This is a genomic window from Numidum massiliense (assembly GCF_001375555.1).
GTDB lineage: Bacteria > Bacillota > Bacilli > Thermoactinomycetales > Novibacillaceae > Numidum > Numidum massiliense.
Map to the genome: position 1 here is coordinate 1,503,706 of NZ_CTDZ01000009.1, position 13,939 is coordinate 1,517,644.

Genomic DNA, 13,939 nt, shown 5'->3' on the forward strand with positions numbered 1-13,939 from the left:
TCAACGAAAGCGTGGGAAGCGTGTGTTCGCTTTCCATTTTATCGTACGTTCATCATACGTTGTTACGACAGCGTTATTTTTTCGCTTTTTTCACGGTTACCGTTCGCGCGAAGCTCACTTGCCCTTTCGTGTTTTTCGCCGTGACGGTCAGCTTCGTGCCCGCTTTTTGCGGCTTAATTTTTACACTGAAGGCGCCTTTCGAGGTGGCTTTCGCACTGCCGAGCTTCGTTTTGCCGCGTTTGACGGTGACGGTCGCCTTAGCGCTTGTCTTCCCTTTTACCGTCTTGCTGCTGCTGTAGACCGCGTTTACCGTCGGTGCAGCGGGCTTCGCTTTTTTCACGGTTACCGTGCGCGCGAAGCTCACTTGCCCTTTCGTGTTTTTCGCTGTGACGGTCAGCTTCGTGCCCGCTTTTTGTGGCTTGATTTTTACACTGAAGGCGCCTTTCGAGGTGGCCTTCGCACTGCCGAGCTTCGTTTTGCCGCGTTTGACGGTGACGGTCGCCTTAGCACTCGTCTTCCCTTTTACCGTCTTGCTGCTGCTGTAGACGGTGTTTACTGTTGGTGCAGCGGGCTTCCCCTTCTTCACCGTCACGTAAGCGGACGATTTATGTTTCGTCTTCGCATCTTGGGCCACAACGGTAAGCTTTGTGCCGACTTTTTGCTTCTTAATCTTTACTGAAAATGTACCTTTACTGTTCGCCTTACCTTTACCGAGTACAGTTTTACCTTTTTTGACAGTGACTGTCGTCCCTTTTTTCGCCTTTCCAGTTACCGTCGTTTTTGTATGGTAGACGGTGTTGACCTTCAGCTTGATCGTGTCTGCTGCGTTAAACACTTTCGAGGCGTGCAACCGTCCGTATCCGTAGGTCGTGTCATACCCTTTTTTGCCGAGGTCAGTGCTGTTCTTCTGGAAGTACGACTTCGCTTTAGCCGGCGTCATGTCGTCGCGAACCGAATACAAGTACGCGGCGACTGCGGAAACGTGTGGTGTTGCCATGGACGTACCGGACAAATATGCGACTTCCCCGTTCACGATCATGGCAGGTATTTTTTCACCGGGCGCAACTAAAGTGAGGCCTTTACCGTAGTTGGAAAACTTGCTCCGCTTGTCCTTATTGTTCGTCGAACCGACGGCAATGGTGTATGTCGAGGAAGCTGGGTAGCCAATCGTACCTTTCCCGGCGTTACCGGTTGCGGCGACGACTGTCACTTTTTTCTTGTTCGCATACTTTAACGCATCTTCGACCACTTGGCTTTTGCCGCTCGTTCCTAAACTGAGGTTAATCACTTTGGCGCCTTTGTCAGTAGCGTATTTAATCCCTTTCGCAATGTCGCTCGCCCAACCGCGGTTGTTGCGATCGAGTACTTTCACTGGAATAATCGTCGTTAGGTCGTTCACCCCGGTCATCGAATAACCGTTGCCACTTTTTGCCCCGATAATGCTGCTCACGTGTGTCCCGTGGGAATGGTCGTCCATCGCATCCTTGTTGTTATGGACATAGTTTTTACCGTCTTTTACGCGGCCACTGAAGTCAGACGCCGTATATTCAATGCCCGTATCGAGGACAGCAACTTTCGTTTTACGTAAGTTTTTCCCTTTCAGCGCATTTTTTAGCGAGGCATATTTAATATCTGCCCCTTTGGTCGCTTTGTTGGCGAGCGGCCACTGATAGCTGTAATTGACATCGTTAGCGAAGCCTTCAAATTGTCGGTTCGCTTCTGCGTACTCAACTTCCGGCAGTGCGCTTAATTGCTTTGCCACGTCGGTGACCTGTTTTTTGGCTTGCGCTTTCCCGTTGAGTTTGACGACGTACAAATTATCAATGAATGTTTCACCGCTAAAATCACGGTACGTTGCCACATCGACTGATTTTTTCGTTAACGACTTCGTTTTCTGGCCGACGAATGCTTTAGCAGCGCCTTCTGCTTTCGCGCCGTCTTTCATTTTGACGAACACGAGGTTCGCTTTATCGGCATCGCTTAGTTCTCCCGTCAGCCCTTTGTGATCCAACCGCTTTTGCTGTAGATCTGCCGGTAGCCCTTCCGCTTGTGCGGCACCGCTCGCCGAACTGCCCGCTATGTTGCGCGGACCTTTCTTGATTGCACTTACTTTCACCGAGAATGAGCCTTTACTGTCGGCTACTACATAGTACGGACCCTTCCACGCGATCGGGAAATCGTAAGAACCAGTCTTGCCAGCGTTAATTTTTTTGTAGTGGTAAGTCAAACCTTTGTCCAATCTCTTTTTGTCCGGGAACAAGAAAATTTCCGTGGTCGACTTTGCCTTTACCGTCACGCGCATGTGCGTTTTAGCTTTAACTTCACTCGCTTTAGGCGTAACCTTGTAAACTTTCAACGCCTGTCCTTGCATCGAACCTTCGACTTCTTGACCGAGTGCGAGATCCTCTTCCCCAGATTGCGCGCCACTCGTATTCGCAGCAAAACTTTCGAGCGGGATGAGCGCAACGCACATTACGACAGCGAGTGCGAGGCACAACGCTTGTCCGAGACGTTTCGTCATGGATTCTTTCATTCTATCGTTTTTCTCCTCTCTCAATGAAAACTTCTCCTACACAAAATCGACATCACGCAAAAGTCGCAAAATTAAAGGTAGACAACGCCACTTAACAAACTTGCTCTTCACACCCTTATTTTGCGAAAATCGGCCACCTAAACATACAGTTTCAGACTTGTATACGATCCCGCTCACCGGTTAGATTATTCTATACTCGAATCTTCCGTTTACTAAAACGCCAGTTTTAACCGCTACATATGCCCTTTCTGTAAATTCTATGTGTAACCAATTAAATTATAGATTTTTGTGTCGATTCGTAGTGTATGTAGGCAATGCTGAAAACTTACACTACCAATAGTACCCAATACTATGGCTGAAAGTCAACTAGATCGTTTAATGGTAAAATAAACCAATGGGAATTGCTGTTTTTGCTCTGTAAGGGCAGTCGGCACACACTTGTCGACCTCCCGCATCTGCCACTTTGGCGACATTTGTATTATGCAAGTAGAAAATCCAGCAAAGTGCAATTAAAATTTCCAGCACCCCGGTTTCCAAATCTACCAATTCATGTAAGAATGCTTCAGTCGGTAACTCGTGCCACTAAATGTGATCAAGTAACTGTAATGCACAAGGCGATCGATGATCGCGTTCGTGAGTCGTTCATCGTGAAAGACACTGTTCCACTTACTAAATTCCAAGTTAGTCGTGAGGATGACGCTTCGCTTCTCATAGCATCCGGCAATGACTTGAAACAATAACTGCGCGCCTTCCCCGTTAAGGGGGATGTACCCCCATTCGTCGCAGATGAGCAAGTCCACCTTCTCCAACTGCTGTATAAATCGTTGCAATTGCCCCTTTTGGTTAGCGTCAATCAATGCATTCACGAGCGCCGCTGTGCGGTAAAACTTTACGCGCTGCCCTTGGTTGCAGGCTGCCACACCGATGGCTGTGGCAAGATGCGTCTTCCCTGTGCCGACTGGGCCGTAAAGAATTAGGTTTTCTTTACGCGCAACAAAAGATACCTCCTTTAATGTATCGATACTGAGGGGGCGGGGGAGCTCGATCCCTTCGAACACATACCCCTCAAACGTTTTGATCCTATCAAAATTCGCTTGCTTGAGTAACCGGTTTTTACGGTTCACCTCCCGCTGTGCCACTTCACTAGCGAGTAATTGTGCAAGGAACTGTTCATGTGTCTCTGCCTGAATAGTCGGATAAACATCGACGATGTGACTGCCGAGTTTTAGCGCCTTGCAGTGGGCGGCAATCATGTCTTTCATCGCCCATCACCTTTTCTTATTCTTAGCAAGTGATCGTAAGATCCAAGATCCGTCTTGTAAATAGCATGTGACGGCACGTCGTGTGAGACAGCAAGTGTAGAGCACTCATTCGCACGCCCGGTGAGACGGTACCAAGTGGCAAGTAAGCTATCCGCGTCATCCACGCCTTGGGCGAGTGTTTCTTCCAATGCCGTCGTCGCAAGTTGCATGTCTCCTTGGCTTAGAAATTCCGCAAGTAATCGCAACCCCTTCGGTCGTCGCTCCTTGACCGTTAGGTACTCGCGCCACGGGTCGGGCAGTTGTCTGTAAAACGCCGTATACTTCATCGCATTGGGCCGTTTCGCCATGAGTGACAAATACGGTGTCCATTTCATCGCTTCTTTCCCTTCTCCGTAGATACGGGAGTGCGTGACGATGGTGCGATAGGACTCATCTTGTACAATGACGCGATCGCAGGTCACTTTGAGCCATACTTCCTGACGTGCTAACCCCGGTGATGTCGAGTAACGGTTTTTCTGAAAGCATACTTTTCCGTACTTATCAGTTTTCGCTTTGACCATGCGGTGGACGTCAAAGGCTGTGCGCGGCAGTGGCTTGAACTGTGCAGCATCTGCTTGAAACCGTTCGGCGATCTGCTCCTGATGCTTATAGTGCGTACGCTGCATATCCCGTTCGCATCGCTGTAGTAGATCAGCGTTATAAGCATCCAGATCCTCAAATTTAGGGATCGGGACGAAGAAGTTTCGCCGGTGGTAGCCGACCTTATTTTCGACATGCCCTTTTTCGTTCCCGCTATTCGGGTTGCAAAAGGTAGGCTCGAAGCCGTGGTGATAGGCAAACCGGGCAAACGAATCGACGAGTTGGCGCTCACCGTTTTTACAAATCGTCGCTACAGCCGCAGATAAGTTGTCAAACCATAGACGCGTAGGGACGCCACCGACATGCGCAAAGATTCGTTTGAGTCCTTCCAGTAAACACTCGGTATTTTGTGCGCGGAAGACTTGGACGTAGGCCGCATTGCTGTATGGGAACGACACGTTTAAATAATAGCCTTTAAAGGCTTGTCCCTTTTCTTCAAACGTAGCCTCTCCGAAGTCGACCTGTGCCTCCCCCGGCGTATGTTCGAGCGGGATGTAACCGCGCGTCTTCTCCTTAAGTGCTGTCTTCTTCTTGGCAACGTAGTACTGAACGGTCCTTAGCGATACATTGAAGGCCTCACCGTGCATTTCCTTAAGGCGTTCATAGACGCGTCGCGCAGTATGCTTCTGTTTACGCGGAGCTTTTAAGTCGCCCTCTAGCCAATCGTCGATCGTCTCCTTGTAGGGATCCAGTTTGGATCGACGCGGTTTCCGCTTCGGAGTTTCATTCCAATCCTCCATGTCGATGTACTTTTTAATCGTTTTGAAGTCGTGTGTTGTTCGCCGCTGAATTTCTCGTAAAGATAGCCCTTCCCTTTCGTATAAAGACTTGATATAGTGAACGTGAACCATTGTCAACACCTCGTGTTTTCCTCCTCTAACTGATTGCCGTCAATTAGAGGGTAGTAATTAATTGGGGTGCTGGCAATGGTCTTTTCGTTTTCCAGCTCAATGCGGGATTTTTAAGTTGCGTTTTGCTCCATTTCTATTTTGCACTAAACAGCGACATTGCCGTTGAAGGCTCTAACAAACTTGAACTGTCGACACTGGGTGCAACGAGGGGGTACCCTTTGTATTGGAAAAAAGTTAATAACGACACCGAAGCTCTTCGTCGTATCGAATCCCTGATAAACGTGTTAAAAAATTGATGAAGTTGGGAACGGTTTCCCAAGATTAATCGTCTTAATATGTGAATGCATGAATGCCACGAAATTCGAGAGAGTGCTAGTAATTACACAATGGAATTAAGAAGCATATCTTCATTGTTTTTGGAACGTTGGTAACACAAATTATAACTATTACCGTCGAAATTACCAAAAAGTTATTCATGACGGCGAGTCAACAAGAGCCAGTTATACTTCCATATGAGTCAACAGCGCACAATCGATCGTCAAACGACATTTTAAGGGATAGTCGTTTGAGTTTTATTAAGGAATTGTTTGTTTCCTTATTGTCGTGAACTGGATGCTATACGATTAATGGAAGGGGCTTAAAAGTTGGAACATGTAAATGTTTTATTATTAGGAGAGAAAAGAGAACGCCTAAATGAAATATTCAAGTGTTTAGATAAGGAAAAGGACGTACATGTTTTCACTGTAGTTAGTTTGTCCAAGGCAACTAAAATTAACTTTCGTGTCGACTTCATTTTAGTTGATTGCGATTCTGTTAATGATTATGAACATCTTCCTTTCATTCGTGATTGGAATGCAGTAGCCATTTATACACGTTTCACCAAAAAAACAAACTTCTGGAAGCCTTCAAAAAGGGATTTGTACATTTTCTACTTGTCGAAGATATATATCATTTACCTACTCAGATTCGACGTTTACACCGCTATTCCAACATGACTAATATCGATTTTCTTAAATTGTTAAAGGAGGAATATCTCCGATTAAAAAGGATCGAAACAAAATATGAGTATGAAAAGAACTCAAGTAAATTGACACCATCAGAAATCAATATATTGAAATATATAGAAAAAGGATATACGCAAAGCCAAATCGCTGCCGAGTTATTTATTTCTATTAGGACGGTAAAAAATCATATTAGTAATATACTGAAGAAAACAAAGTTAAATAGTAGTAAGGAGGCTGCAATTAAAGCGAGGGAACTTGAGCTTTTGTAAAAGTTGTTTGGGGTAATAAATTTACTCCCGAGGACCTTTAGTATTTTCAATAATTGCCATTATAACTGAATAAACAAGCGCCAAGCTTATGAGCCCAAATCGAGACAGGCTGATATCTTTGATTAAATAGTCAAGTACATATATGTATCCTAGGACGTATAGAAAACTTATAATCTCTTCGATGATGAATTTTAATTTGTTATTATCCGGGAATAGTGATTCCAAAATCGTCACCAAAGCAATACCGATTACCAGTGAAGGTAGGATCGAAATAGTCATCCCTATTCCGAACCAAAAGACACCCAAGGATGTCATTAGTTCAATGTTTAAAGGATTTATTTTCGAGGCAAGTACTAATACACCCATATTAGTAAGAACGACAACACCTAATATAACTACGGCTAATAAAGCGATACCAATCCAAACAACTAGATGAGAAAAAATGCCTTTTATTGATTTCATTTATTAACTCCTTACTGATTTTTGATTTCTTTCGTCGGCCAGTCATTTATTTATTAATAATTTCCTTAGGTCATTATTATAATGGAATACTGGCTTTTTGAAAAGAAAACGCCCTTCACTTTTACCTTTGAAAAATCCTCACTTCAGTTTTAGTCCAATAAAGAGAGAAGGACGTTTTCATCATTTATTGCAGTCTTAGTCTTATTCAAGTTGCGCTTCTTCTCACCACTTAGAAATAGGCCCTTTAAATCAACCAAAGAAGAAGCTCGGCAATTCTATTGGCATCTCCTTTGGGGATCCCAGCTTTCGTTAACGCAGCCACTATTGCTTTTTTAGTTACTTTGCTAGGCCACTCAAGGGCTTTCCCTATTTTTCCTGAATATACTCTGAGTAGTTTAGCATTTTTCTTGCTAAATACCCAAGGATTTTGGATAATGCTTTTCCGCCAGTTCGAAATGCCCAACCAACATAACGGAGTACCTTAAGTGTACCACCAAGCACACCCTGTACTTGCGGATCACCGAGACTCTCTTTGAACTCGCTTTCAATAGCTTGGATTTCTTCCTCCGTCATGAATTGTTGAATAGTGACAATGAGCATTTCGTCGCTTATCTCTAGTTGTGATTCTGTTTCAGAAGATCCGCTAGCAAGAACCGTATACTCGCCAAACACAAATGCAAAACACGCAAACACAAGTACAAAGGCAACATTCCTTTGGAACCTTGGATTCAATAACATCTGTTAACCACGCTCCCATATTTTTTTGACTTGAAACTACATCGACCCTACGATCTGATAGCAAGGTGAAAAATGCCTCTTAGCACGCCCCCTCTATGTTTAAATACTCTTTATTTGACTGACTATTGATGTCTAAATTAAAGTATACTTATTTTTCGCAGATATTATAGTACTATTTTTTTATAGTACCCCTGATACTTTATTATGGGTCAAAGTTGTTTGCGGGTTCTGGGACTATATTGGTCAGGATGCCTTAAGGCGAACGCGTGTCGCTTTAAAACAACCTCCAGTGCGTCATGAGTCCGAGGCGTCACTGACCATCTACCGGCGACTCGAACGTTTCCCTCGTTATGCCAACTGAGCACTTGTATATTCCCGCAGTATTTTTATAAAGGCGTGCTCGGATAACTGGGTTGCGAGCGAAATTACCGTGACGAATGGATACTAGTGAAGCACCAATTGCACCGAAAGATCAAGCGGATGGATATCACAAGCTGATATAACTAAACAAAACGCCTAAAAGCTAACGATATTGCATATCCCACAATTGACGGATATAATGGCCGTGATATGAGCTCATTGAAAAGACGGTGTTTTTTGTTAGGGGCGGAGCAAGTTCCTTGTCTTTCCTGCTGCGAGCATCTTCGCGTGTATGTGTAACATTTCTCTCGAAGGGTTTTAGCAGGAATTTGGAGGGAGAATATAGAAAAGGAAGACCTAAATAGTACTCCTAACCACCACGAAAGGAGAGGTCTTCCTTGAAAACCATTATACCAGAAATCGCTACTATCTTGGAACAGTCTACAGATATGTTGTCGTTTTGGGAAAGCTTACGTATTCGCCTGATGGAAGTGATGGCTGATCTGTTCGGAGAATTTTTGGAGCAGCTCGATCAGATGATGACGACGCATTACAAGGAAAAATACGGTTGGAAAAGTGAGCGATTGGACAGCCGGGAGTTCACCAGTTTTTTTGGGACAGTGTCCTATAAACGCCACTTGATGTACGACCGAAACGGAAACGCACATTACCCTGTCGATGAGGCAATCGGTTTAAAACGCCGTAAAAGATACAGCCCAGACCTTATGATGCTCGGAGCAGAGTTAGCTGCAGCGCCGGGAATGACCTACCGCCTCGCCTCAGAGGTCACGCAAAAACTTGCCGGTATAACGATCAGCCATACGACGTTTCAGCGCTTAGTAAAAGAAGCAGGTGAAGCTCAAGCTGTCATGGATGCTGAAAAAAGGGATCGAATTTTTGAGGATACGGTAATTCCTAACTCTCCGTCCGTTAAGCACTTATATTGCGAAGCAGATGGCTTATACGTCAAAGGGAGAGGCAAAGGAATAGAGATCAAAAATATGCTTGCCTATACCGGGTGGGAGCAAAACGGACAGCGTGTCTCGTTAACAGATCGTCACGTCTTTTCTACCGTTGAATCGGTGGATGACTTTTGGGAAATAGGTTATGCAGCGATTCGACATCGTTGGGATCTCTCACATACACATGTGGCGACTAATGCGGATGCGGCTTCATGGATCTCTGAGGAACGCGTTCAAAATACCTTTTCTGAAGCGACATCGGTTGTCCGCCAATTGGATCCTTTTCACGTAAAGAGGAGTATTCGTCGCGGGTTGAGCCGCCAGCCAAGGCTCATTCCTCAAATTGAAAAGGCAATATCCGAAAAAAATAAGGATAGGTTTAAAGCGGTGATTGATACGGCACAGGGAAATGCAGAGACGGAGCGAGAGGAAAAGCGTATCGAGAACATGCAGAAGTATCTACCATAGTCGATAGTCGAGTGCTTCAAGGTAACGCTGGATGTCGAAAGGATATGTCATAATATCAGCTCATTGTACCGGTCACACTTATTGCAGTTATCACTCAAAAACTTTCAATGCATATCTCGTGTACAGCCACTGTATTGGCAACTGTACGAGAAGTAGCAAAACGGCAGGAATGACAATTAATTTCCAATGGAGGTGCTGGAACTGTGTTTCAAATCCGAGGGCCATTACGTAAATTAGCATGAAACTTAGTGCAAAGTAACGCAAAAGCTCCCGCAACACTTTACGGTCGTAACGGTAATAAAATAGCGTTCCTAAACTGACGAAGTAAAAAAAGACGAGTGAGAGTACGTGTGGCCATAACTCGTGGTATGCCTCTTTCTGCAAACCTTGTATAAAACTTGGGGTGATGATAGAACCAAACATGAGTATAAGGGGCATATTCGAAAAGAAACGTTTTATAGACTTAGTGAATGAGTCGTTATTCGAAGTATTTTTTGTCTGATGCTTCACTATTTGTTCCGGATCCCCAAGCTCACGTAGCATTCGTTTCATGTTCTCTTCAGAAGGAGTTGACGATTCCTGCATAAAATCATCCATTTGTTTTTTTACGGTAGTTAGTATGGCGTTTTTTTCTGCAGTCTTCAGTTCACTTAACCACAAATAATAGTTAAGTGCTTCTAAGTAACGCTGGAAAATAGGAGGATAATGCATATGGTCATCTCCTTTGGGTTAGATTATTCAATCCCGAATCTATTTGTACAATTTCCTTCAGGTACCGATGACGCGTAAAGGCTGACCACAGAAAGAGCAAGGAACTCCCCCCCCGTTGCCCCCGATCAAAGAACACTTGTTGCCTTTTCAATTTCTCCTCCTGTTCTGTTAAACATACACATCAAAACAGTAGAGGATTATTTGGAGGCTGGCAAGCCTTTTTTGTTCTGCAGACTATGTACGTTTTCTCTGCAAGACTATGTACCTCTATTTTGCACTAAACATTGGGATACGTCTCTAATTGTATCTGCGCGTACAAGTACACGTCAACAGAGATGTCCCTTCCTTTCTGTAAGGTTAAACAATCGTGGTCATTATATCCGGCATCTCTTAGAAGTTGAGTCCGTATAATTGTGTAAGAAGGACTTCCAAAAAATAAAGGGAGCCAGTTTCAAAAATCCTCGGTTAGAATGAAAGTTGAGAGACCACATTCTAGAGAGGATAAATTTTGAAATGGCTCAATACAAGATTACCGTAGATCAGGAATTACTGCACCAGCTTTTTTTAAGAAATTCCAAAGAAGCCGGTGTCGCTAAGTTGCTCAAATCGGTATTAAACCAAGTACTTCAAGCCCAAGTGACGGAACAGGTGGCTGCTGAACCTTATGAGCGCACCGAAGATCGTCGCGCCTATCGTAACGGGTCATACCCCCACCAGTGACGACGCGTGTGGGCACGCTGACCTTACACGTCCCACGGCTCCGAAACGGTCAATTTTCCACCGATCTGTTAACACGTTACCAGAGGAGCGAACAAGCCATAATGCTTGCGATGATGGAGATGGTCGTTACGGCTTTCCACACGCAAGGTCTCCCAGGTAACAGAAGAACTTTTTGGAAGAAGCTTTTTCAAGTCTACCGTGTCGGATCTGTGCAAACGACTGGATCCGATCGTGGCGGCATGGAATGATCGTCCGCTTTCGGACAACCAGTTTTGACCTTTTCGGGCAATAACCATTGTATGCTATCCTATTTTGCCCTTTTACAAATACCCGTATCCCAAAAATATGAGCAGGCCCAGTAACAAATTCGCGCTAATACAGGGTTTAAAGAAAAGGCAACGCAAGCGCCAAAACAACCAACCCGACCAGCAAATTGGCACGCGAACTCTTCCCAACTATAACTTGGCGCAAGATTACCCATCGTAAGAGTAGTCTGACCTATGTTATTACCATCAAGGTTGGACGTGCACCCACACCCTGAATTACCCGATGACCCTTCTACCCCATTGTTTTCCTTGAATTTCTTAAAGTCCTCAAGAGTGATCTTGCTAAAATCGCCCTTGTAACCTTTCTTCAAAGTTTGCACTTCAAACCAAATATCGGCATCGTTTTTTACGGTATCATTCAAGTGTGTCTTTACGACTGACAGTGATTCAATTTTATTATCCGATTCATTGAATATTCCAGCTACACCTACGTTGCTGTCTTTAGTGTTAAAGACAAACGTATAATACACCGCATTATTTTTCTTATAGTGTATAATGACCGGTGTACGACTTAGGTCTTCTTGATCTTCAATAGCTTGAGTCAGTTTCGCATACTCTCTGTGATTCGATATCTTTCTAGCAATGACAAGCGCTTCATTGCCTTTAACCTCCCTCAAATCCTCAACCCCACTACTCTTCCCCACCTGTTGAATTGTATCGGCGTACGGTTTATGCTCCATAGCTGTCGCTGCAACAAAACTCGGACCCGCAGACGTGACTAGAAGAGCAATTGCGACTACTAACACAAAAAGAAACCTACTCGGCCTTTTGAACTGTAAACTTCCTAACATTTGTAATCCCCCCAAAATAGATTGGCTCTTCAGTTGCATCAGTTACTTGAGTCAGCGCAAAAAAGCGACACGTGCTAACATACAATTAAACGATGAGTAACCGCTTTAAAACTTTGAATTAAATCAACTACCTAATCATGCCCCTCCGCTCAGATAATGAATATGACTGACGAATGAAGTGTATATCAAGTGTACTTAAAAATCTGTAACTAAGACAGTACTATTTATTTATAGTACTAGTATCATTTGGCTCGCATTGACTAGAACGATGGTCGATAGTTAGTGTACACCGTAATTTTCATGACCGTCCCCGAATGAAGCAGACGATGTTTAACATATATACAGCTTACTAATCGGTATATTTATAATACACCTTACCTTTTAAAAATATAATATGATAAAATCCTCGTAAAAGAAAGGAGGTGAGACACCATTATCAATCCTTACCCGGATCTTGGTAATGAGTAAAACACGACATAAAGAATCGAATAACTCCATGAATGGGGAGGCGAATTTGGCAAGTTGCAAAAAGATAAATATAAATGTAAAGAGCGTAAACCGCCGCACCGAACTGATGCTCTTTACCCCATTTCGTTCCACGAGTTTCATAGTTTTACGGTATTATTTTTTTGCCATGCAAAATATAATAACCTTCGGTAGACTAAGTTTAAGGAGATGTCAGTGTAAAGGTTATTGTAAACGTTATCGTAAAGGTTAATCCTTAACGATTGAGGTGATTGCGTTGCCGCGCAAACAAATGCCCCCGTCTGTAGTCGCCGCACTCATCCTAGCAATTACGGTCATTTGGGGCTTCGCTTGGGTGCTCATGAAAGTATCGCTTCAGTACATGGGGCCGTTCACGTTTTCCGCTCTGCGCTTCGGCGTCGGTTCGGCGACGTTGTTCGCCGTCTTAGGCTGGCACAACAAAAAAGCGCTCTGTCCACGCAAAATTGACATCGCTCGCTTTCTATTACTCGGCACGCTGCAGACGGGGATCGTCTTTGCCCTCGTCATGTACAGTATGCGATTTGTGGCAGCGGGCAAGTCTTCTGTGTTGCTCTATTCGATGCCGCTGTGGAGTATTATTTTCGCCGCTAAGTTTCTACGAGAGAAAGTAACGCGACCACAAGTTTACGGCGTGTGTCTCGGCAGTTTAGGTCTCGTGTTACTCATCGGCTTCGACATCGTGTTGGTACAAAGCGCACGCATTATTTTCGGAGAAGCGTTGCTCGTGCTCGCTGCCATGTCGTGGGGGCTTGCCAATGTGTATTACAAACGAGCGTTTCCACAAACCGATCCGCTGCAAGTGTGCGCCTACCAAATGTTGTTCGGTGCCGCAGGCATCGCCCTTGTTGCGGTCGTTACCGAATGGGGCCGACCGCTTACCTGGACAGGGACGAGTTTGTTTGCCCTCCTATTTACAGGGGTGCTCGCCTCTGCCTTTTGCTATGCGGTGTGGTTTTTTATTCTCACCGTCGTGAATACGGCACAAGCGACAATTGCTACGTTGCTCGTCCCTATTTTTGGCCTCCTGTTTAGTTGGCTTATGTTGGACGAAGCGTTGACTTTGCAGATGCTACTTGGGAGCGCATGCATCTTGGGTGGCATTGTCGTGTCACAATTGCCGCCGCTGCGCAACTAAAATATCCCCCCTCACGCGAGGGGGGATCAAAGCTATCGACAGCATCTGTCGTTAGCATCTGTCGTTAGCTGCTGTCGTTAGCTGCGCCGATGGCATCTGTCCTTAGCTGCTTTCGTTAGCTGCTAACCGTATCGAAATGTGTGGCCAACGGTTCTTTTACTAACCGGACGAGTTGTCCGTATACGTGAGACGTGCAAATGT

Annotated in this window: 10 protein-coding genes and 1 pseudogene; 4 read left to right on the forward strand and 7 right to left on the reverse strand. The window is 44.7% G+C overall.

Translation table 11 applies throughout. From position 1 onward, the window contains the following. Positions 1-73: 73 nt before the first annotated feature. From BN1247_RS07545 to istA, 3 genes are all read right to left on the reverse strand, one after another. A complete protein-coding gene (locus BN1247_RS07545) occupies positions 74-2,533 on the reverse strand; it encodes a S8 family serine peptidase (RefSeq protein WP_054949836.1) in 2,460 nt (819 codons plus the stop codon). Between the two features lie 539 nt (positions 2,534-3,072). Further along, positions 3,073-3,795 (reverse strand): IS21-like element helper ATPase IstB, encoded by a 723-nt coding sequence (gene istB / locus BN1247_RS07550; RefSeq protein WP_054949837.1) that lies wholly within the window; start codon positions 3,793-3,795, stop codon positions 3,073-3,075. Next, complete coding sequence (gene istA, locus BN1247_RS07555; RefSeq protein WP_231633401.1) at positions 3,792-5,285, reverse strand: IS21 family transposase; 1,494 nt, start codon at positions 5,283-5,285, stop codon at positions 3,792-3,794. The genes istB and istA overlap by 4 nt, the downstream gene beginning before the upstream one ends. A gap of 991 nt (positions 5,286-6,276) precedes the next feature. On the opposite strand from istA, the gene BN1247_RS18560 reads away from it, so the two are divergent. After that, positions 6,277-6,558 carry a response regulator transcription factor gene (locus tag BN1247_RS18560; RefSeq protein WP_054949839.1) on the forward strand — a complete coding sequence of 94 codons (282 nt, stop codon included), beginning with the start codon at positions 6,277-6,279 and terminating at the stop codon, positions 6,556-6,558. Between the two features lie 21 nt (positions 6,559-6,579). Here BN1247_RS18560 and BN1247_RS07570 read toward each other — a convergent pair whose 3' ends face one another. Then, entirely contained in the window at positions 6,580-7,020 is a 441-nt protein-coding gene (locus BN1247_RS07570; protein WP_054949840.1) for a hypothetical protein, read from the reverse strand. A 366-nt stretch (positions 7,021-7,386) separates the two neighbouring features. Then, positions 7,387-7,758, reverse strand: a complete 372-nt coding sequence (locus tag BN1247_RS07575; RefSeq protein WP_054949841.1) for a hypothetical protein — start codon at positions 7,756-7,758, stop codon at positions 7,387-7,389. An 809-nt stretch (positions 7,759-8,567) separates the two neighbouring features. On the opposite strand from BN1247_RS07575, the gene BN1247_RS07580 reads away from it, so the two are divergent. Beyond that, entirely contained in the window at positions 8,568-9,548 is a 981-nt protein-coding gene (locus BN1247_RS07580) for an ISLre2 family transposase (RefSeq protein WP_187119743.1), read from the forward strand. A 90-nt stretch (positions 9,549-9,638) separates the two neighbouring features. Here BN1247_RS07580 and BN1247_RS07585 read toward each other — a convergent pair whose 3' ends face one another. Continuing rightward, positions 9,639-10,259, reverse strand: coding sequence for a hypothetical protein (locus BN1247_RS07585; RefSeq protein ID WP_054949843.1), 621 nt, complete (start codon positions 10,257-10,259; stop codon positions 9,639-9,641). Between the two features lie 513 nt (positions 10,260-10,772). Here BN1247_RS07585 and BN1247_RS17670 point away from each other — a divergent pair. Further along, positions 10,773-11,252, forward strand: a pseudogene (locus BN1247_RS17670) (transposase); the annotation flags it as partial. A 34-nt stretch (positions 11,253-11,286) separates the two neighbouring features. Here BN1247_RS17670 and BN1247_RS07595 read toward each other — a convergent pair. Beyond that, positions 11,287-12,135 (reverse strand): hypothetical protein, encoded by an 849-nt coding sequence (locus tag BN1247_RS07595; RefSeq protein ID WP_187119744.1) that lies wholly within the window; start codon positions 12,133-12,135, stop codon positions 11,287-11,289. A 718-nt stretch (positions 12,136-12,853) separates the two neighbouring features. On the opposite strand from BN1247_RS07595, the gene BN1247_RS07600 reads away from it, so the two are divergent. Further along, the gene (locus BN1247_RS07600; RefSeq protein ID WP_054951554.1) at positions 12,854-13,738 is read left to right on the forward strand and encodes a DMT family transporter; all 885 of its coding nucleotides are present in this window, start codon (positions 12,854-12,856) and stop codon (positions 13,736-13,738) included. Positions 13,739-13,939: the final 201 nt, after the last annotated feature.